This window comes from Haladaptatus sp. QDMS2, assembly GCF_029338295.1.
In the GTDB taxonomy this organism is placed as follows: Archaea; Halobacteriota; Halobacteria; order Halobacteriales; family Halococcaceae; genus QDMS2.
Map to the genome: position 1 here is coordinate 303,350 of NZ_CP119793.1, position 20,952 is coordinate 324,301.

10 protein-coding genes and 5 pseudogenes are annotated in these 20,952 nt (G+C 53.6%); 6 read left to right on the forward strand and 9 right to left on the reverse strand.

Going from position 1 to position 20,952, the window contains the following annotated elements:
- The first annotated feature begins 125 nt into the window (after window positions 1–125).
- From P1M51_RS19980 to P1M51_RS19990, 3 genes and pseudogenes are all read left to right on the forward strand, one after another.
- On the forward strand, window positions 126–554 hold the full coding sequence (locus P1M51_RS19980; protein WP_276275301.1) for a luciferase family protein: 429 nt from the start codon (window positions 126–128) through the stop codon (window positions 552–554).
- A 1-nt stretch (window position 555) separates the two neighbouring features.
- Window positions 556–1,773, forward strand: a complete 1,218-nt coding sequence (locus P1M51_RS19985; RefSeq protein WP_276275302.1) for an MFS transporter — start codon at window positions 556–558, stop codon at window positions 1,771–1,773.
- A 370-nt stretch (window positions 1,774–2,143) separates the two neighbouring features.
- Window positions 2,144–2,437, forward strand: a pseudogene (locus P1M51_RS19990) (transposase); the annotation flags it as partial.
- A gap of 1,054 nt (window positions 2,438–3,491) precedes the next feature.
- Here P1M51_RS19990 and P1M51_RS19995 read toward each other — a convergent pair.
- The 3 genes and pseudogenes from P1M51_RS19995 to P1M51_RS20005 all read right to left on the reverse strand — a co-directional run bounded on the left by P1M51_RS19995 (window position 3,492) and on the right by P1M51_RS20005 (window position 10,084).
- Window positions 3,492–4,694 carry a tyrosine-type recombinase/integrase gene (locus tag P1M51_RS19995; protein WP_276275303.1) on the reverse strand — a complete coding sequence of 401 codons (1,203 nt, stop codon included), beginning with the start codon at window positions 4,692–4,694 and terminating at the stop codon, window positions 3,492–3,494.
- Between the two features lie 1,519 nt (window positions 4,695–6,213).
- Window positions 6,214–6,981, reverse strand: a complete 768-nt coding sequence (locus P1M51_RS20000) for an IclR family transcriptional regulator (protein ID WP_276249101.1) — start codon at window positions 6,979–6,981, stop codon at window positions 6,214–6,216.
- Between the two features lie 74 nt (window positions 6,982–7,055).
- Window positions 7,056–10,084 (reverse strand): annotated as a pseudogene (locus tag P1M51_RS20005) (FAD-binding and (Fe-S)-binding domain-containing protein).
- Between the two features lie 601 nt (window positions 10,085–10,685).
- Between P1M51_RS20005 and P1M51_RS20010 the strand changes: the two are divergent.
- Complete coding sequence (locus P1M51_RS20010; RefSeq protein ID WP_276249100.1) at window positions 10,686–11,057, forward strand: VOC family protein; 372 nt, start codon at window positions 10,686–10,688, stop codon at window positions 11,055–11,057.
- 58 nt (window positions 11,058–11,115) lie between these two features.
- Here P1M51_RS20010 and P1M51_RS20015 read toward each other — a convergent pair.
- The 3 genes and pseudogenes from P1M51_RS20015 to P1M51_RS20025 form a co-directional block, all read right to left on the reverse strand.
- Window positions 11,116–11,969: pseudogene (locus tag P1M51_RS20015) on the reverse strand (CoA ester lyase).
- A 523-nt stretch (window positions 11,970–12,492) separates the two neighbouring features.
- Window positions 12,493–13,638: a galactonate dehydratase gene (gene dgoD, locus P1M51_RS20020; RefSeq protein ID WP_276249098.1), complete on the reverse strand. Its 1,146-nt coding sequence runs from the start codon at window positions 13,636–13,638 to the stop codon at window positions 12,493–12,495.
- Window positions 13,639–13,817: 179 nt separating this feature from the next.
- The gene (locus P1M51_RS20025; RefSeq protein ID WP_276275304.1) at window positions 13,818–14,693 is read right to left on the reverse strand and encodes an aldo/keto reductase; all 876 of its coding nucleotides are present in this window, start codon (window positions 14,691–14,693) and stop codon (window positions 13,818–13,820) included.
- 129 nt (window positions 14,694–14,822) lie between these two features.
- On the opposite strand from P1M51_RS20025, the pseudogene P1M51_RS20030 reads away from it, so the two are divergent.
- Window positions 14,823–17,083 (forward strand): annotated as a pseudogene (locus P1M51_RS20030) (NADP-dependent malic enzyme).
- Here P1M51_RS20030 and P1M51_RS20215 read toward each other — a convergent pair.
- The 3 genes from P1M51_RS20215 to P1M51_RS20035 form a co-directional block, all read right to left on the reverse strand.
- Window positions 17,025–17,573, reverse strand: coding sequence for an MFS transporter (locus tag P1M51_RS20215; RefSeq protein WP_369685333.1), 549 nt, complete (start codon window positions 17,571–17,573; stop codon window positions 17,025–17,027). The pseudogene P1M51_RS20030 and the gene P1M51_RS20215 sit on opposite strands and share 59 nt — an antisense overlap.
- Window positions 17,516–17,974 carry an MFS transporter gene (locus tag P1M51_RS20220; RefSeq protein ID WP_369685328.1) on the reverse strand — a complete coding sequence of 153 codons (459 nt, stop codon included), beginning with the start codon at window positions 17,972–17,974 and terminating at the stop codon, window positions 17,516–17,518. The genes P1M51_RS20215 and P1M51_RS20220 overlap by 58 nt, the downstream gene beginning before the upstream one ends.
- Window positions 17,975–18,530: 556 nt before the next feature.
- On the reverse strand, window positions 18,531–19,712 hold the full coding sequence (locus tag P1M51_RS20035; RefSeq protein WP_276249095.1) for a CaiB/BaiF CoA-transferase family protein: 1,182 nt from the start codon (window positions 19,710–19,712) through the stop codon (window positions 18,531–18,533).
- A gap of 244 nt (window positions 19,713–19,956) precedes the next feature.
- Here P1M51_RS20035 and P1M51_RS20040 point away from each other — a divergent pair.
- Window positions 19,957–20,927 (forward strand): annotated as a pseudogene (locus tag P1M51_RS20040) (aldo/keto reductase).
- Window positions 20,928–20,952 lie beyond the last annotated feature (25 nt).

Consider the following 20,952-nt stretch of genomic DNA (forward strand, 5'->3'; position numbering starts at 1 on the left):
AACTCCCGACACGCCCTCGGAGAGGCCCACAAATTCGCTGCGATGGATCATGAGCCTTCGGGGCTGAGAGTCACTGGCGCTCTCACTCAAAAAATTGAGTCCCACATCGGAACCAAGAAACTCCCATGAACCAGATCGAATCCATCATCAGTGACTGGCCCGGTGTCATGGTCAAATCGCACGAGCGAGGAGGGGGGCGTGAATTCATCCTTGATGGCCGAGAGATTGGCCACGTTCATCATGGCCAGCTTGTCGATATACCGTTCGCCAAGCGCATCCGTGACGTCCTCATTGAAGAGGGACGAGCCCAAAAACACCACGTCTTACCTGACTCCGGGTGGATCTCCTATCGCGTCCGCTCTGACCAAGATGTTGATAGAGCAGTTTGGCTCCTGCGCGTCTCGTACCTGTACCATCTGCTCGCGTTGCGAAAGCGCAAGGAAGAACATCCCGCGGGAGACGCGATCGAAATCGACGTGGCACTCGCTGAACTGGACATGAGCGACGCACTAGAGCACATGTTCAGTGATCTGAGGGACATGAATGAATGGTGATATGGTCATTCCGCGTCCGCGGATCGCTCAAGCGACGCTGTTGCTTGCCAGTACGCTGACCATCATGTCGGGCGCGACGATCGCTCCTGCGTTGCCTGCTATCCAGCGAGAATTCGCAACGACACCAAACGCCTCGATTCTCGTCGGACTCGTACTCACAATGCATGGACTGTTCATTGCGGTCGGAGCGCCTGTCATCGGGTTACTCGCAGATCGGTATGGCCGCCGGTGGTTGTTACTCGGCTCGACAGTAATCTACGCGATAGCCGGTAGTTCGGGATTCGTGCTTGATTCGTTGGTTGCGATTCTCGCCGGGCGGGCTGTGATGGGATTAGCCGTCGCCGGCGTGATGGTGACGGTGACGGCGCTGATCACCGACTACTACGAAGAGGACCACCGTGAGACGGTCCTTGGGAGGCAGGGAGCGTTCATGTCGCTCGGTGGGGTCGTCTTATTGCCGCTTGCAGGTGTGCTCGCCGAAATCAGTTGGCGCGTTCCCTTCCTCGTCTACGCGACTGCAATGCTCCTTCTGCCTCTAATGGCATTCGCGTTGCCGGAGCCCGACCGGCCCAAACCAACCGCGCATCGCCCGACGAGCATCCACGAACTCCGTCGGACACTTGTTCGATTCCCGCTTGGGTCGCTCGCGCTCATTTTCTCACTCGCGCTTGTCAGCCAGATCATCTTCTACATGATACCTGTTCAGATACCGTTCTATCTCGAGTCACAGACGGGGGCGAGCGCGACACTAGTCGGCGTTGCATTGACAGCGTCGACATTCACCGGTGGGGTGGTATCGTTGCTCTATGGACGTATTCGAACTGTTGTGAGTGTGATAGCGATTATCGCGCTTACGTTTTCCTTCATGAGTATTGGATTCATCGTCATCGGGGTGAGTCAGACGCTTCTTGGCGTCGTCGTTGGACTGGTTCTCGTCGGTGCTGGCATTGGGGTAATCCTCCCAAACCTCAATACGTGGATCGCGGCGATTACGCCGGAAACCGTTCGCGGACGGGCTCTTAGTGGGCTGACGAGCGCGATTTTCTTCGGACAGTTCCTATCACCGATCGTGATACGCCCGGTGAGTGAGACAATTGGGCTCAGTATGACGTTTCTCAGCGTCGGCGTGATACTGGCGGGTGGCGCAGCTACATTCGCTTTTGCAGCAATATACGCCACACCACCGACTGAGTTGGGTCCTGAGCCGACGAGCAGCTAGGCACTGAGAGAGTACTCGACTGAAGGATGCACGTATCCCACATCACCACAGCGAAGCACCAGTCCAAGCAGTACGTATCCTAGTGACAGCTTTCGAACGAGTTGTCTCTGTGAGTCGTATCAGTTCGGTATCGACATCCGAAATGATCTATATACTACTGCTATCGTCACTGCTTTTGAGCGTCTCGACCGCTCGATCAACGCGATCAAAGACGGGTATCCAGCGTGGCATCCTATACCATTTTCCTTCCGCGCGATGGTGCTGGCGTTCCTCTTCATGGAAATCACAGGCGATTCGTACGCCGAGTTCACTCGTCGACTCACGCGGCAACCCGAAATAGCCTCAATTCTTGGGTTCAGTCGCGTGCCAGACGAATTTCCGGGTTGGGCCGGATGCAGCCAAGACGTTCTGTCGTCGGTTTAGCCGCCGGTGGCAGATCGAAAACGAGTATAAGTCGATTAAGTACGACTTCCTGGCGAAGACATCCTCGAAAGACTACCGCGTCCGGCTGTTCTATTTCGTGTTCGCAGTACTGTTGCACAACATCTGGCGGCTTACCGATTTCCTCCTGAAGGTCGGTATCGACGCTAAAATGGACTATGCACCAGTTCTGACGGCTGGTGAATGTGTCGAGTTGGTCTCTTCTGCGCTGATTCCGGGAGACCAGTTCCACGGCAACCTCGGAGTACCCGCTGTGAGTGGAAACGCTCCCTCTCGGCAACGATTTCGGGGTGTTTTTCTCATGTTCTTGGACTTCGACTCGGAAGTCGTCGTGGATTCCGACTACGCTGGATGAAGGGGTATTTGCGTGAAATACGCCGTGAAACAGTTCATCCTCCGACACACTGGAACCCGTGAGCTAACAAAATATATAGCCATATGCAATTTATGAGCGCTGGATTTTCCGTAATCTCCTTCTAATCCTTCGAAAGATGGAGAACTGTAGATCCACTGCCTTTAGACAAGTTGTACAGAACCCTATCCTCATCAGCCAACCAATTATCTCTTGGCTCTCTCAGGTGTCCGTGGCACAAAGATATTCGTCGAGTCACCCATGGAAAACGGACCGGCATCACTTAGAGAGCCGCCAGTTCGACGCTGCTGCGGTTCACGTCCGGAAAATCAGGCGCGTACGAGTGAGCCCAGAATCCCGAAATGGTTGCGGCGTCGCTTGAACAGGACAGAACCGTCCTCGATTCACCACCCGGTCAACGACTGGTCTTCCTCAGTGCACCTGCTCCCCCGAAGTATCGCGGATTCCTGGAGTAGTAGGAGTGGATACACCTCGTTGTAGTCTATCATTGATTCACTGGGTCAATGACTCAATGGTTCACAACATCTGGAATTCTTTGACCAGCTCATACGAATTGCGTGGTTCGAACTCATAGGGCTCCCTGATTTCCATATTCAATACTTCAAATACTCATTGAGTCACTGAATCAATGACTCATTGGTTCACAACATCTGGAATTCTTTGACCAACTCATACGAATTGCGTGGTTCGAACTCCTTGGAATCTCTGACTTCATTATTCAAAACTTCAAACACTCATTGATTCACTGAATCATTAACTCACAACTGCACTGACTCTGTACTCTCAGCACTCGTGGATTCTTCGATTCAGCACTTCACAGATTCACGATTTCTCTTACTCATTATCTCAGGGATTCTGTGATTCCATGATTCACTGATTCAATAATTTCTGCCTCTCAAGCATCTTATCTATCCACGTCGTCGAGAACGTCACCCACCTGCTCTGCGAGGTCGCTCGCTTCGATGTGGGCGTACGCCCGAGAGGTCGTCTCGGGACTCTTGTGTCGGAGCGCCCGCTGTGCCGCCGCCGGACTGTGCTCGCGATACAGCGTCTCACCGAGGCCACGCCGGGCGCCGTGCAACGTCAAATACTCACTGTCACCTGCTACTTCGAAGTTCGCTTCGGCACAGAGGCGCTTCATCACCGACCGCGCGCCGGTCGTCGTAAGCGACGGCGGGACGAGTTCGTACTCACGAATCAGTGTGTCCGTGTCGTACTCGTCGAGAAGGTCGTCAATCTCGCTCTCGGAATAGCCCTGATCGCGAAGGCCCTGTCGGGCGGTTTTGTAGAGTGTGGGGGCACTCCGTGTGGGGAACACCGGCCATTCTGGAGTGGGTGGCGAGAGCATCTCTCGGTAGCGACCTAGCGGTTCACGTGCCTGTGGTGGCAGTTGTACCGGTTCGCGTTCCTGTGACTTCCCGAGGACGATGAGGATGCCGGCGTCGAGGTCTACGTCGGCCCAGGTAAGGCCATTCCGTCGGCTATCACCGGGTGCGGAGAACACTTCTGCGCCTCGCACGCCGGAGTAGGCGAGCAGGGCAACGAGCGCCCGGTCGCGGGCTTCCTCGATGGCGTCAAACCCACGGTCGTCGATGGCGTCGTGGGCTCGCTGGTTGACGAACGCCATGATTTCGCGGCGTTCGCGTGGCGACCAGAACTGCTCTGGTTGCTTTTTGGTGCCGTTTGATTTGTCGGGGAGTTCTTCTTCAGCGCGGCGTTTCGCCGCTGGATTGTCGTCGAGGAGTTCTTCGCGAACGCACCAGGTGAGGAACGCCCGGATGATGGCGTAATAGTTGTGAGCGGTCGAAGCGGCGATGCCGCCGGCACGAACGCGTTGGGTGAGGTAGCGAGCGTATTCGCGCATGGAGCGAATGTCGAGATCGTCAAACGAGTAGACGCCCCGGTCGGCTTGCCAGCCAGCCCACTGAGTGATAACGCGCTCTGCGTTTCGCTGGTAATTCCCCGATCCGGTTTCGCCTTTGCTCTTGCTCGCGATGAAGCCTGGAAGGGCGTCTTGGATGGGTTCACCCTGGGAGTCGCGGTCTGAAGGATGGGTTGTAGAATCGGTGGAATCGGGTGTGGGAGGTGTGTCGTGGGGCGTGGGCATGGAGTCGGTTTGATAGACGGAGGCGGGGTACTAAATTCTGGTGTTGACTATTCGATTAATCAACACTGAAATTGGAACGGTGGATAATGACCAAAAACGCAAGACTGCGAAGGGGTGCATAACACATAAACTATATGTTGATATATTAAAACACATCAGTGGACACCTTCGAGGAGGCTCTCATGAAACTCGTGAGAACAACTTCTTACACAGGCTGACACCCAGAATGTAGTCTTGTGAATTAAAGATTGACAGAGTCACCGAACTTTGTATAGATGACTGCCTCCTCGTTACCCCTGGTTCATCGTGGATTTATAGCAATCGAGAGTTCCTGAGGCTCAGCGTTACTCTGAGCCGAAACGCCTATACCGGTTTACTCCTCATTTCTTTTGACATGCAGCCGACCTCCTCGCTTTTGGCGACATCTTTGGGTGCTGCCAACATTTATTTGCTCATTCCAAAGTTAGATCTGAACTCTCGAGTAGTACATCCGGCCCATTGACGGAGTATATGTTCACCATCAACGGACAGCAAACAATATTTGTGTTATTGAATACGAAAATAGAGAACGGGTAAATCGTTCTACTGAACAAGTGTGTATAAATTCTAAAATTATAAAATTGATATAATTAAAAATTCAACAACTCTCATAGAGAATATTGTAGAAAATAGCCTAATAAAAATCCTAATTCATTTAATAACTAATATAAAATTACAATTAAGAACTAATGGCTGGGAATAGTATTTTCACCTATAGTAAACAACGCTACGAACAGCGATAAAGTAATTTAGCTCATGAATATTTTCAATGCCGTTTGGTCCGCTTTCGTCATCACGTCCAATATTTATTTGGACGTTTAGTTGATTCAAAAACTCCTAATTAGTGAACGATTGTAGACCCACATCACTCCTATTTACGCCCATAGTGTTGTAAAAATCTATTCGAACTCCAAATTACACACATATGGCTGTAAAATCCTACTAGACTATCTGAGTGGAACACGCTCTCTTCCCGAAAACTCCGACGATTTCACTAGTCGGTTTTTCCAGCTGGGATCGATCTATTCGAGTCCAGTTAGACTGACACACTCGCAAGACATTGAACAGACCAATACCCATTATCCGATGACCTCTCGATATACGATACTATTGTGCACCATTAGTAGAAACCAGGAAAATTCACAGTCTCGTTCTCTCTTCCACTATTACTATCCATAAATAGACAAAAACAAATTCAAAATAATGAACATCGAATCGCTATATGTGGTTAACCCCCTCCATTCCACTAGAAGTAAACTATTCACGAACGATAATATTCTTACTTAGAATCGGTGTTCACTATCGATAGAACTTGACCACAATACCCATCGTTGAATTGAGAACATTATCTCTTCCTCGGTGCGATGATTCTGAAAAAGAACGTCCAGTTAAACGGAGGGCCACACTCTTGGCTCAGCACGTTATTCTACGGCCGATTCTTCCGTCCGAAACCGGACAATAAGACGTTGATCAGTACTTCCTATTCGTACGCGACATTCAGTTCAATCACATTCTTTGCCTTGAGAATTGCCTCAGGAATTTCCTCACTGAATCTAGTCCCGTTCATTCGACTACTCGGTCCAGAGATGCTGATCGCGCCAAGGACCTCACCATTCGGATCGAGAATAGAGCCAGCAACGCAGCGCAAACCTTTGAGCCGTTCTTCATCATCGTAAGCCCAGCCACGTTCACGTATCTCATCGAGTTCTTTCTCAAGCGCTCTACGATTGGTAACTGTTTTCGGGGTCACTCGAGGTAATCCATACCGATCGATGATTTCGTCTACTCGCTCTTCAGGCAGATCGGCGAGAATGGCTTTTCCCAATGCAGTTGTGTGCAGGTAGACATCTCGACCTGCACGCGTGTCTAAGTTGACTGCATGGCTACTGTCTGCCCGGTATAAGAAAATTCCTCGCCCATGCTCTTCGACCAGCAGATTGGCCATCTCGTTCGATTCCTCTGCCAGCTCTTTTATCTGCGGCTTCGCTATTTCGTAGATTCCGTATCGCCGTCGAGTTTCTGCTCCTAATCCCAAAAAGCGGAGGCTTAATTGGTATTCTTTGTTTTTGTCTTTGACAATGTATCGGTCCTCCTCGAGCGTTTTGAAGTACTTATACACGTTACTTTTTGACATTCCCAGATGGTCCGCAGTTTCCGTTACTCCGGCTCCATCTAGTTCCTGAAGTGTTTCGAGTATTCTAAACGTGGTTCTGGCCGATTTTACCGTGCTTCGGTTTGGGGCCCCCATTTGCGTTCTCCAATATGAAACAACAGTGTCGTAGTATAAATTGATTGTGCCGTTATCCGATTGATTTATATTGATTATTTGATGTTTCTCAGCGATTGTCGAACCAACTCAATCGGATGAGGTGGCGTCTTGGCACTTGGTCGGTCTCCCAGTTGTGACCGACAGGATGCACCCGGAGCCGTGACAATATCACCAGTACTTTCCTCAACTTGTTGGAAGAGAATGCGACCGATTGCCTGTGAAAGATCGTAGTGTTCAGCTTCATAGCCAAATGACCCTGCCATCCCACAACACCCTGAATCAAGCGGGTCCACGGCATAGCCAGCCCGTCGAAGAACACCGACAGCGTGGTGATCTTTCTTCGTCGCCTTCTGGTTGCAGTGACCATGATAGGTCAATGCATCTGTAGACTCTTCGAAGGCGACCTTCTCATCTATTCGGTGGACATCAATGTACTCAAGTACCCCAAATGCCGCCTGAGAGACGGCACGAGCAGCTGGCTCAGATAACAAATCGCGGTACTCATCCTGGAACATCACCGCGTCTGATGGCTCAATGAACACGATGTCCCATCCGTTTTCGATGTCGGTCCGCAACGCCTCGACGTTGTGTTTGGCACGCTTTCGAGCCAAGTCAAGAAACCCCTTTGAGTATGCTGCCCGGCCACTCGGTTTGAGGTCTGTTGGAATGCGCACGTACACCCCTGCGGCCTCCAGCACCTCCACGGCAGCTTTCCCGGGTGCAGAGTAGCTGTAATTCGTGTACGTGTCTGGGAACAGCAATACCTGAGCGTTCGCCTCACTGGGTGTTAGCCTACAGCCTCCCCGGGCATCGAACCAGTCGACGAGTGTCTCCCGTTCGAACGTTGGGAGCACTCGATTTTCGGCGATACCGAGACCCCTTCTCAACGCCATGCGCGCACCTGGAATCCTCGTCGCCCAATTGGACAGGGGTGCAAGCGCACTCCCTATCCGAGAGAAGGTATCGATGTTCGCAAACAGCTGTTCACGAAGAGTCGTCCCTTTTTCTTTGTGATACTGGTGTTTCACCTCTGTCTTGAGCTTCGCCATGTCCACGCCCGTCGGACAGTCTGAGGCACAGCCTTTGCACCCGATACACAGGTCGAGAACATCTTCTTTGAACCGCTCTGAATACAGCTCCTCTTTGGGGAGGTCGCCGCTTATCGCCGCTCGGAGTAGATTCGCTCGACCTCTTGTGGTCTGTATCTCTTCTTTGGAGGCTCGATAAGTCGGACACATCGTGCTGGTGTCGGTCTGGCGGCAGGTTCCACACCCGTTGCATAGTTCGACCAACTGGGTGAACCCCCCTTCTTCCGCGAAATCGAGTGTGGTCTGCGGTTCGAGCGACTGGTATTGAACGCCATATCGAAGATGTTCACGCATGTCAGCTCCCACTCCGATGTCGGAGTCTGGACCAGGATCGGTTTTATCTTCACGGAATACGACTTTTCCCGGATTCATGAGCCATTCCGAGTCGAATGCTGTCTTCAACTCTTTGAACGCTTGCCAAAGTTGGGGGCCATACATTTTGGGATTGAACTCGGTACGTGCCAGTCCATCACCGTGTTCACCGGAGAATGCACCGTGATGTTTTAACACGAGGTCGGTTACGGCATCAGTGATGGAGTGCATCGTGTCAATGCCATTGCCATCTTTGAGATTGAGTATTGGACGAATATGAAGGGTTCCGCTGCCGGCATGGGCAAAGTACGCGGCGGATGTCTCATGGTCCTCGAGTATAGCCTGGAATTCCTGGACGTATTCGGCCAACTCTTCGGGAGGTACGGTTGCATCTTCGATGAACGGGTACGGTTTGGGGTCCCCCTCAAGGCTCATCAATAGAGGAATCGCAGCCTTTCGCAGTTTCCAGATGTCCGCCTGATCCTCATCTGTGTACGCCTCAATCACATCAAAGGCGTCACCTTTTTCGACGAAGTGGTGGTTCGTCGCGTTAATTGCCGCTTCGAAGTCGTCGTGAAGTTCCGAGTCGTACTCAAGCATCAACGTCGCCACCGTTTGATCGGGGATGGGTTCTGTGTACTTGGCGTATCCGTCGGATTCTCGAGCAAGGCGAAACACTTCGTTGTCCATGAGCTCAACTGCTGAAACATCGAAGGTAAGTGCCTCGGGGACGGCATGCATTGCCTCCACGAGATCTTCAAAGCAGTAGAGCGCAAGGGCGGTTTCATCCGGACGCGTTACGAGCGAAACGGTTGCCTCGACAATGACACCTAACGTACCCTCGGCACCAACAAAGAGCTTCGAGAGATTGATGATGTGCTCTCCTTGCTCGGAGTGGTAGATTACTTTCTGTAGGTTATAGCCTGAGACAGACCGTTTTAGTGTAGGATATCGAGCCTCAATCTCGTCTTCGTTCTCTTCGACCAGCGCACGGACAGTTCGATAAATATGTGCCTCAAGATCATCTTTTTCAACCAAATCCTCCCACTCAGGGGAATCGAGGACGACCTCACGAGTGTGGATGAGTGAGCCATCTGCCAAGACCACCTTGAGCTCTTCAGTGTACGCGTCGGTGATACCGTATCGAACCGAATGTGCCCCCGTTGAGTTGTTCCCGATGCCCCCGCCGATCGTTGCGCGATTGGAAGAGGCTGGATCCGGTGCGAACTTGAGCCCCCACTCCTCAGGTGGGCGTCCAGGTGGTCCTGGACAACACCCGGCTCGACGGTTGTGAGTTGCGCCTCCGGGTCCACTTCTAATATCGAGTCCATGTGTCGAGTAAAGTCAAGAACCACGCACCCAGGTCCCACGGTTTGTCCGCCAAGTGATGAGCCAGCCCCGCGAGGGAGTATTGGGATGCCGTGATCAGCCGCGACGCGCACGGACGCAATCACGTCAGAGGTATCTGTAGGATAGACAACACCGGCGGGTCGAGCTCGGTAGATACTACCATCAGTGGCGTACAATATCTGGGCATACTCGTCGAACTCAACGCCGCCGTCGACTACCTCTCGGAGATCGGCCGCCAGCGATTGATACTCGGCGATATCAGGTCGTTCATTGCCCAGCGTCACTGCTTGTTCTTCCTCCTCCGCATTAGAGGGAGTATTCTCAACAGCCATAATTCTCAACAGGAAGGAGTAGATGTTAAACTCTCGCATAGAGGTCCACTGACCGACATTCGTGAATATTACTGAGGAACTATGGAGTGATACTGCCCCATTTGAATTCTGCCTTGCCTATTCTTCCTTGGATGATTGTCCACTAGCGGTGCAGAAATTCAGCTGTTTGCTGCCCCACTCACCCAATACCGGACATATGTGGAATCTTGCAAAAGTATATATGATTGTGCTAACAAGACTCAAGTGCATTCGCAGCCGCCGATGCACCACCAGTGCTATCACCTCTAATAGGCTTGCTGTGAGTGCCACCCTCTGGCAACGCATAGGGGCATCTTCCGTTTGAGGTGAATATGCCTACGAAGATGCCCATTCGTGCGTACGTCGATTGACCCATCGAACCATTCTGGTCGATCACCACCCGCTCGGCTACCAGTGGCTCGAGCTCTCGAGACGGTGAGACGAAGGCAGTGATACGATGGGAGTCACGAACTCAATGCCTTGTCAGCCTCATCGAACTGGAAGCACAGTCGATGAGGGTTACCGATACAATGCTCATATTTTGCACCGATGAAGTTATTAGTTAAAGCGACACAGAGTTGCCATGGACCTGATCCATACCTGCCTGAACGTTGCAAACGTCGAACGGTCAGTAGAATTCTACACGACACAGCTCGGCTTCGAAGAGTCATGGTCGTTCACGACTGCCGATGGAAAGACCGAAAATCGGTATGTCGCCGCCGATAATGGCGTCGAACTCCAACTTTCACAGAGTGAAGGGGAAGTGGATTTCGAGGACGGGACGCTCTGGGACCACATCGCCGTTCGAGTCTCCAGCGTTGACGAGGCTTTCGAGCGAATCAACCACTTTGGCGTGGTCAAAGCACCAGGTGACCAGCCAGAGGCCGGCGCGAGAACTGCGTTCATCAAAGATCCAGACGGACATATTGTCGAGCTTGTTGAGGCGCTTGACTAAGGCTCACCGTGTATTCGCAACCACCTCTAAAAATCGAAGCTAGAACGTGAGGTTGAACCTATAATATGTTCGCTGCCCGTGCTTGGGACACAATCTCCTGTGCCATTTTGTTCGTCGCTTCGTCGACCATTTCGCCGTCCACAGAGACGGCCCCGCGTCCTGATTCTTGTGCTTCTGCGTACGCCGTCACGATACGCTGGGCTTTTTCGGCCACGTCAGGTTCTGGAGCAAAGACTTCGTTGGCGATAGTGATTTGGCTGGGGTGAATCGCCCACTTGCCGTCACAACCGAGCATATTTGCGTTCTGGCACATGGCGCGGAATCCCTCCTCGTCTTCGATGGTCGCATACGGTCCATCGATACACGGAATTCCGGCACTCTTCGCGGCATGATTGCAGCGCGAGAGTGCGTAATGCCAGTAGTGACCGGGATACTCGGGGAACTGGCCAATCGTCAGTCCGGGGGTCCCCATCGCAGCCGAGTAGTCACCAGGGCCAAAGATGATAGAGTCAAGTCGGGCGCAGCATGCGCAATCTCGTCAACATTGTTCATGCCGAGTCCATCCTCGATCTGTGGTTCGAGTCCGATTCCACCAATTTCGAGACCGGCGTTTACCTCGACTTGTTCGAGAAGATTCTCGACGGTATGAATGTCGCTTGCAGACTTTACTTTGGGAATGATAATATCGTCGAGATATTCCCCTGCCGCACTCACGACCTCGATAATGTCGTTGTACCACCAGCGGGTATCAAGGCCGTTCATACGGAAACTCACGATTTTATCGGACCAATCTTCCTTTTCCAAAGCCCGAATTAGTGGCTTTCGAGATTCGGCTTTCGCCCCAGGGGCCACTGAATCTTCGAGATCTAAAAACACCTCGTCGGCATCACTGCCTGCAGCCTTATGCATCATCTTCTCGTTGCTTGCTGGCGTCGCTAATTGCGTCCGCCGAAGGACGACTTCATTACTCTCGTCACTCATTTAGAGATCCACTCTCCTAATCCAATGGTCACCTAATAAACCTTCTGTGTAACCACACAACCAGGACTGAGTCTAACCGATTACATTCTCATCTGTTGAATTCCGAGTTTATTGTTTTCGCGGGTTGCCTGCCGGAAATGGATTTACCTCGTGGTCTTGTGTTCAGTCTGCTCCGTGAGGTGGGGAGTATCGACAGGTGTCACACATCCAGGTCCCAAATTGGTTTCTGAGAATCCCGGCACATCGTGGGCAGGTATACAGTGTAGAATCTATCATCAGGTATCGACTACGTATCGACAAGTGATAAATGTATACTTCGACAATCAACGAATCCATATTCACCATTCGACCACAATATGACTCGCCGTAATAGAGCAAATATCCCACACGAGATGGGTGAAATCGCTACTGAACGAGCGACCACAACTGGACTACGGACTGCAGTCCGCGAGACTTATTGATCGACAACAGATCCATCCTCATGTAGGCGGGTGACAAATTCCCGTGGTTCGTACGGGTACTTTTCGAGTGCGTCGTCATCTAACTCGACGCCGATTCCTGGCCCATCCGGAATGTCAAGATATCCGTCCTCGCACGTCAACTCTTGCCGAATGAGATCGCTGCCACGTGCCTGTCCCTTATCCGGTCTAAACGGATACTCGAGGAGCTTGAAGTTCGGAATGCAGGCAGCGAGCTGTAGACAGGCGGCCGTACTAACCGGCCCCAGTGGATTGTGTGGAACAACCCCAGCGTAATGTGCCTCTGCGAGCGCGGCGATTTTCTTGGCGTGACTGAGCCCTCCCACCATACATATGTCCGGACGCACGTACTGGACGGCGTCGCGGCGGAACAACATTTCGAATTCGTGAATCGTGTGCAATCGCTCCCCGGTCGCGATAGGGATGTTAATTTTCTCTGCAACGGATGCCATCGCGTCCAAATTGTCCGGCCGGATCGGATCCTCGTAGAACGCTGGTCGATATTGCTCGATCTCATGAGCCAGTACAACCGCTTCTTCCGGTTCGAGACGGCGATGAATCTCGATGCAAAGATCGACATCATCCCCAACCGCCTCGCGGAACCGACGAACACGGTTAGCCGCCGTTGCGATTTTCCCAGCGTGGGTCTCGAAGTACGGCTCCCTGCGCGATTCGTCTAGAAATGGCGAGAGATGGCCAACAGCCGTGAATCCCTGCTCTCTTGCCTGCTCGCAACGGCGCACCAGTTTGTCGGTCGAATCGCCTCGAACGTGAGCGTAGACGCGTGCTTTGTCCCGGCACTTGCCGCCGAGTAGCTGATACGCCGGCGTCTGGAAGTGTTTGCCAGCAATATCCCAAAGCGCGATATCTATCGCGCTGAGAGCACCCATAATCGCCGCTCCGCGGAAATGGGCGCGTCGATACAGATACTGCCAGTGGTGTTCGATTCGGAGTGGGTCTTTCCCGATCAAATAGCGTTTGAACGTCTCGATAGCCTGTTCCGAAGCCTCGAGGAATCCCCACGTTCCGGATTCGCCGAGGCCCGTGATTCCTTCATCCGTATGCACTCGGACGAACAGCCAACGCCCGATCGGAAGCGTTTCGATGTCGGTTATTCGCATACCATCACGGCAATCTGCGCTTGATTATTTATAGATTTGGCCGTTCCACCCCTCAGCACCCGAACGATGAGGGACGTACGGAATTGCCTGCCACTGAGAAAAGAGCAGTCGGTCGACGACAGGAGTATCCGTCTCCAGTGTACAGCTGTCACCTCTAACGAGTCAAAAATCCGTCCCGATCAACGCTTTGGAACCGGACTTGATCGTGAGCTCCCCTCATCCATGAGTGCTCGTTGCTCCGATTCGCTCAACGTTCGAAAGCGCTCTGCCGCATCGAGGATCATCGGGATGAGCTTTGGATCACCAGCATTCGTGATCGAAGTCAGACCTTGAGAGAGCGTGAAGTTCAGACACTCATCGATTCGAGCCTGCGTATCGAAGGGTTCGTACCAGGTGTCGTATGGTCTGTCTCCAGGTGAGATCTCATTTTTAGGTGGCCATGTTCCCTTTGCGAAGGTCTTGATACCGATGGTACCGATTCCTTTCTCCTCGGCCCGTCTGAGGACGGGGCGATAATCGTGCTCGTCGTCATCCTTCCCAAGAAGGGTGTAGTTCATTGGGAACATGACAGTCTCGAGGTCGTCGATTCGCTCAATCGCATCGAGGATGACAGCAGGAGCACCGTGGCTAGTCAGCCCGATATGGTCGATGATCCCCGATGCTTTGGCTTCACGGAACGTTTCGAGCGCTCCGTCTGGACTCGTGATTGCGTCGAGTTCGTCGCGCCCCGTTACCGCGTGGAACTGATAGAGATCGATGTTCTCGATACCCATTCGTTCGAGTGACTGTTCCAGTTCGTTGGCCGCACCCTCCTTCGTACGTGCTTTGGTCTTACAGCCAAGGAAGATATCGTCCCGGTGAGCTCGCAACGCCGGTTCGAGTTTCACCTCGGCATCACCGTACGTCGGCGCGACATCGAAGTGATTTACGCCATGCGAACGGACCAACTCGACCATTCGGTTCGCCCCATCCTGATTGAGCGTCCGGAGGACGATTGCACCGAACGTTAATAGGGTGCTTTTCTGCCCAGTCTGACCAAGCATTCTCGTGTCCATAGTTGGATGTCACTGAATGAGTGCATAAAACCACCGCTGAGAGCGTTATCGAAGACTTTGTTCGATTTAATATGATGGACTCTCCCTCCAGGTTTCAATCTTTATGTACTATGGGTTCCCAGTCAATCTATGGGATTAGATGACGAATCCCGGGAGTACCACCGTCAGGAACCCCGGGAAAGTTAGAGATTTCGACGACAAAACCGACGAACACCCAGCGCGACCTGAGCCTCGCGTACTCGCCCGGGGTGGCCGCACCCTGCCTTGACATCGCAGAGGATGTCAGCCTCGCCTATGAGTACACCGCGAAGGGGAACATGGTGGGCGTCGTCTCCAATGGCTCTGCGGTGCTTGGCCTTGGGGACATCGGCGCACAGGCCTCGAAACCGGTGATGGAGGGCAAGGGCGTCCTGTTCAAGCGGTTCGCCGACATCGACGTCTTCGACGTGGAACTGGACACCGACGACCCGGAGAAAATGATCGAATCGGTGGCCATGATGGAACCGACGTTCGGGGGCATCAACTTAGAGGACATCAAGGCCCCCGAGTGTTTCACCATCGAGGAACGGCTGCGAAAGGAGATGAACATCCCCGTGTTCCACGACGACCAGCACGGGACGGCCATCATCTCCGGAGCCGCCCTCCTGAATGCCCTCGAAATCGCCGAGAAGGACATCTCTGATATTAACGTGGTGTTTTCCGGGGCTGGGGCGAGCGCCATCGCAACCGCCCGGTTCTACGTCTCACTCGGCGCAAAAAAAGAGAACATCACCATGTGCGATTCCTCGGGCATCATCACCGAACAACGTGCCGAGGCAGGCGAGGTGAACCAGTACAAACGCCAATTCGCCCGCGACATCCCTGAGGGCGACCTCGCCGACGCGATGGAAGGCGCAGACGTGTTCGTCGGCCTCTCAGTCGCCGGCATCGTGAGCCAGGAGATGGTGCAGTCGATGGCGAACGACCCCGTCATCTTCGCGATGGCGAATCCGGACCCCGAAATCACCTACGAGGCGGCGAAATCGGCCCGCGACGACCACGTCATCATGGCGACGGGGCGCTCTGATTACCCGAATCAGGTGAACAACGTTCTCGGGTTCCCCTTCATCTTCCGTGGCGCACTCGATGTGCGCGCCAGCGAGATCAACGAGGAGATGAAGGTCGCCGCCGCAGAAGCCCTCGCTCGCCTCGCCCGACAGGACGTCCCCGACGCCGTGGTCAAAGCCTACGGCGACCAGCCAATTCAGTTCGGCCCGGATTACATCATTCCGAAACCGGTCGACCCGCGCGTATTGTTCGAGGTGGCTCCGGCCGTCGCGAAGGCAGCAGTGACCTCAGGTGTCGCTCGTAACGAGATCGATATCAATCGCTACGTCGAGAAACTCGAAGCGCGTCTCGGGAAGTCCCGCGAGATGATGCGCGTCGTCCTTAACAAAGCCAGGTCGGACCCGATGCGGGTCGCGCTCGCAGAGGGAACTGAGGAAAAGATGGTGCGTGCGGCCTACCAGCTCGTCGAGCAGGGCATCGCAGAGCCAATCCTCATCGGCGACGCAGACGCCATCACCCGGACGGCACGTACCCTTGGCCTCGAGTTCGACCCTACGATCGCAGACCCCACGAATGAGGGTCAGTGGGACCATTATGCAAACCGACTTTATGAGCTGCGTCGGCGCAAGGGACTCTCCCGCAGCGAGGCGAGCGACCTCATACATAGAGATACGAACTACTTCGGTAGTGTGATGGTCGATTCGGGAGACGCAGACGCGATGCTCACCGGTCTCACCCACCACTACCCCTCGGCACTCCGACCGCCCCTGCAGGTCATCGGCACGGCCGAGGACACTGACTACGTCGCTGGCGTCTACATGCTCACGTTCAAAAACCGCGTCATCTTCTGCGCTGATACCACCGTTAACTTCGATCCCGACGCGAAGATGTTGGCCGAAATCACCAAGCATGCCAGCGATTTGGCACGACGATTCAATGTCGAACCGCGTGCGGCCCTGCTCTCGTACTCGAACTTCGGATCGGTTGACAACCAATCTACGCGTGAGTCACGGGAAGCTGTCCAGCTCCTCCACGCTGATCCAGAGGTCGATTTCCCAGTGGACGGAGAGATGCAGGCGGATACTGCTGTTGTCGAGGAAATTCTCACTGGAACCTATGCAAACTTCGAGCTGAAAGAGCCGGCCAACGTACTCGTGTTCCCGAATCTGGAGGCGGGGAACATCGCGTACAAACTGCTGCAGCGCCTCGGCGGCGCGGAAGCCATCGGGCCGATGCTCGTCGGCATGAACAAACCCGTCCACGTCCTCCAGCGCGGCGACGAGGTCAAAGACATCGTGAATCTCGCCTCGGTTGCTGTCGTCGACGCCCAGGGGCGAGAGTAGCGTCGGTAATGTGACGCGGAAAAACCGGTGGTTCAGGGACGTGCTCGCGTTTCACGGCGTGCTGCAACCAGAGCAGTGCGATGCTCACCACAAAGCACACGATGAGTTGGGCAAATGCGGCTGAGTAAGTCGCACGTTCGGCGATAATTCCAACGAATGCTGGCCCCAAACTCCCGATGCCTGTATACACGGTCTTGATCGCTCCGAAGTCGCTACCAAGGGTGTCTTTCGAAAGATGGTCGAAGAGGTAGGCTTGCATGACTGGCGGACAGGTACGAATTCCTAGTGCATACACGAGGACGCTCGCACCGATCAGCGGCATCGATGTCATCGATAGCATTCCAACGAGGCCGAGTATGCTGAGTGCGATTCCACCTGTGGCGATGTTCATTCGGGGCAGCCTATCACTGAGGTCTCCTGCAATTGGACTCGCTACCATTCCGACGATGAACAAGATCGAAAAGGAGGCACTCGCTGTAACGGCGAGAATCCTTTATCCGCTTGTAGAAACAGTGGCAGGAAACTCACGATCCCAGAGGTGGCGAAATTGAACAACGAGTACACTACGATTAGCCACCGGATTTCTCGGTAGGCGATGACTCTGTGAATCACCTCCTGTACGTTGAAATCGACCTGACTGATGACGTATGATTCCTGTCGCCAACGGGAAAGGAGAACTGAGGTTACTGCGAGTACTCCTACGACTGGGAGGAACGTGAGCTTCCAGTTTCCGAGTGCGAGCGTGACGATAACGATTCCTGCGGCAATCGCGCTCCCGATTGTTCCAGCAGCGTCGTTGATTCCGAGCGCGAGACCGCGTCGCTCGACATACATATCCGAGATAAGCGTGCGCGAAGATGTGAAGTACAACCCGCCGCCGATACCAACCAAGACGACGCAGAGAGGAGACCCGTATAGGTAGAAATCGTCATCAGCGCAAGGAACCCGCCGGTGAGGATTACCAAACTGGTACTAGAACCGTGATACGCGATAGTTGATCGGAGAGTCGACCGCCCGGATACTGGACCAGAGCATACAATGCCCACAGAATCGTCAGGCAGAACCCAGCCTGAGATGGCGATATAGCCAGAGTTTCGATGAGAACTGGCAGAAGCGGCGGTAACGCCTCACGCCCGAGTCTGAGCCCGAGCCAACCCAGCGAAAGAACGATTGAAACTCGTCCCATCGGTCCGGTCAGCAAGCGCTCGGCGTGACCCGTCGCGTGCTCTCCTGACTTGCGAGTCATTCCGTGACTCGAACCCGATGCCGGGTGATAGAGCTTCCGTTCGCTGAACGGACTGTCATTCTCGCATTGGGATCTTCGCCCGAATTGGAACCCCGTCTTGGTTCACACACAGACCGACAAGGATGACAAATTCTGCAAGTTCGAATGGGTCCAGTCAGTACACCGAACGAACGCCCGAAGTATCGACCGTCTAAGCTACTTTTACTCATCCTTCTTATCGAGAACGCCAGTTTCGATGAGGTCATGGATTTTCTCGTCAGAGTAGCCCAGTTCAGAGAGCACTGCAAAGGTGTGTTCGCCGAGTTCAGGTGGTCGCCCGCCGAGTTCGGGCGAGCCCTTGTCGGTGCGGAAAGGGAGCGTCGAGGTTAGCAGTGATTCCTCGGCCGCCAGATTATACGAGTCAGTGAGCATTCCTCTGGCTTTCACATGTGGATCTTGATCGACGAGCTCGCCAACATCCTGTACCGAACCTATCGGAACGCTCGCTTGAGCCAACCGCTCGACCAGTTGCTCACGGTCGAACTGCGCAAAGCTTTGTTTCAATTCAGCTTCGAGGGCGTCGGTGTTCTCGATCCGTGTAGCATCTGTCTCAAAGCGCTCATCCTCGATCAAGTCGTCTCGATCGATTACATGACACATGCTCTCGTACTGTTGTTGGGTGATTGCCTTTACGTAGAATGGCTTGTCGTCACCAGCGTAATAGACCCTGTCAGTAACGTCGTTCCCCGAGCCAGTGCGCTCGCGAACGCGTCCTGTACGCGAGTATTCAGCGATTCGATACGCCATCCACGACACTGCCGTATCGAAAAGCGATGTATCGATGTACCTCCCTTCACCCGTTTGTTCCCGCTCTAATGCAGCGGCCATAACGAACAGTGCTGCGTGAACCGCGGTTCCACAGTCGATAAAGCTCGCTCCAATTCGAACTGGAGGGCGATCGGGATATCCCGTTGATGCAAGGACGCCGCTCAGTGCCTGTGCAATCGGATCATATGCAGGGAAGTCACGGTACGGGCCGTCCTGACCGAATCCACTAATCGAGCAGTAGATGACGTCCGCGTTCTGTTTTGCGACTGCGTCGTAATCCAGTCCAAACCGTTCGAGAACTCCAGGTCTGAAGTTCTCGACGACGATATCGACCCGCTCGGCGAGTTGCTGGGCGATTCTCTTCCCCTCGTCAGTTTTCAGGTCAATACTGACTGAGCGTTTTCCTCCGAGATTGAATGAGGAAAACGCGTCAACCCATTCTGATCGGGGACGTTCCCCACCAGGCGGTTCGATTTTTATGACGTCTGCACCTAGTCCGGCCAATAATTGCGTACAGTGCGGTCCCGAGACCTCTCGAGTGAAATCGAGAACCTCGAAACCCGTGAGTGGTTTCATCTCGCACAAGGATTCTCTATTTAATTATTTAAGTATTGTGACGACTGTCAAATTCAATCGTCGCCTGAGACCGTCGATGCAAACGGAGCAATCGCGGGGGATTCTCGTCTGCTCATTATCTGGTACTGCATCAATCAGTGAATCCAGTATATTCGTCTGCAGCGCTCGATATTCGAGCGAGGCAACAATACTGAGTTGCACGTACGGGGAACTTATAACGGCTGCTTGTGAATCTACCTCTGGTATGGAGTACACAACCCTCGGAAGCACTGGCATGACGGTCAGTCGAATTTGCCTCGGTTGCATGAGTTTTGGAACGGATCGCGAGTGGAAGCTCACACAGGAAGAAAGCGCCGAAATCATCGAGCGGGCGCTCGATCTCGGCATCAACTTCTTCGATACCGCGAACGTCTATTCGAAAGGTGAATCCGAACGAATCGTCGGGAACGTCCTCAGCGATTACGACCGCGACCGATTGGTTGTCGCGACAAAGGTTTACGGAGAAATGGATGAGACAAATCCCAATGCTAGTGGGCTCTCGCGAAAGGCAATTGAGCAGGAACTGCGAACAGCCTGGAGCGCCTCGGGATGGATACCATCGACCTCTATCAGACCCACCGATGGGATTACAACACACCTATCGAGGAGACGCTCCGCACGCTCGACGACGCAGTTCGCCGAGGGACGGTCCGGTATTTGGGTGCTTCGTCGATGTGGGCCTATCAGTTCGCCAAGGCTCTCTACACGAGTGAGGCACTCGGCCTCAATCGGTTCGCTACGATGCAAAACCACTACAATCTACTCTACCGCGAGGAGGAGCGTGAGATGCTCCAACTTTGCCAAGAGACAGGCATTGGTGTCATTCCGTGGAGTCCACTGGCCAAAGGGTATCTTGCGCGTCCACATAATCAGCTCGAAGCAACCACCCGCGGAGAAACGGAAGACTACACCCAGACCCATCCCTACTTCCAGGGGAATGGGCAGGCCATCAATGAACGCGTGCAGGAACTTTCTGACGAGAAGGGCGTTTCAATGGCCCAGATTTCGTTTGCGTGGCACCTCCACAAAAGCGGTGTCGATGCACCCATCGTCGGTGTGACGACCGTCGAGCAGTTAGAGGAGGCCGTAGAGGCGCTTGACATCACGCTTTCCGAGGCCGATCTCACGTATCTCGAAGAGCCGTACCGTCCCGTTCCGCCGTCCGGTCACGAGTGACGGTCCTAGCGAGCATTTCCAATTC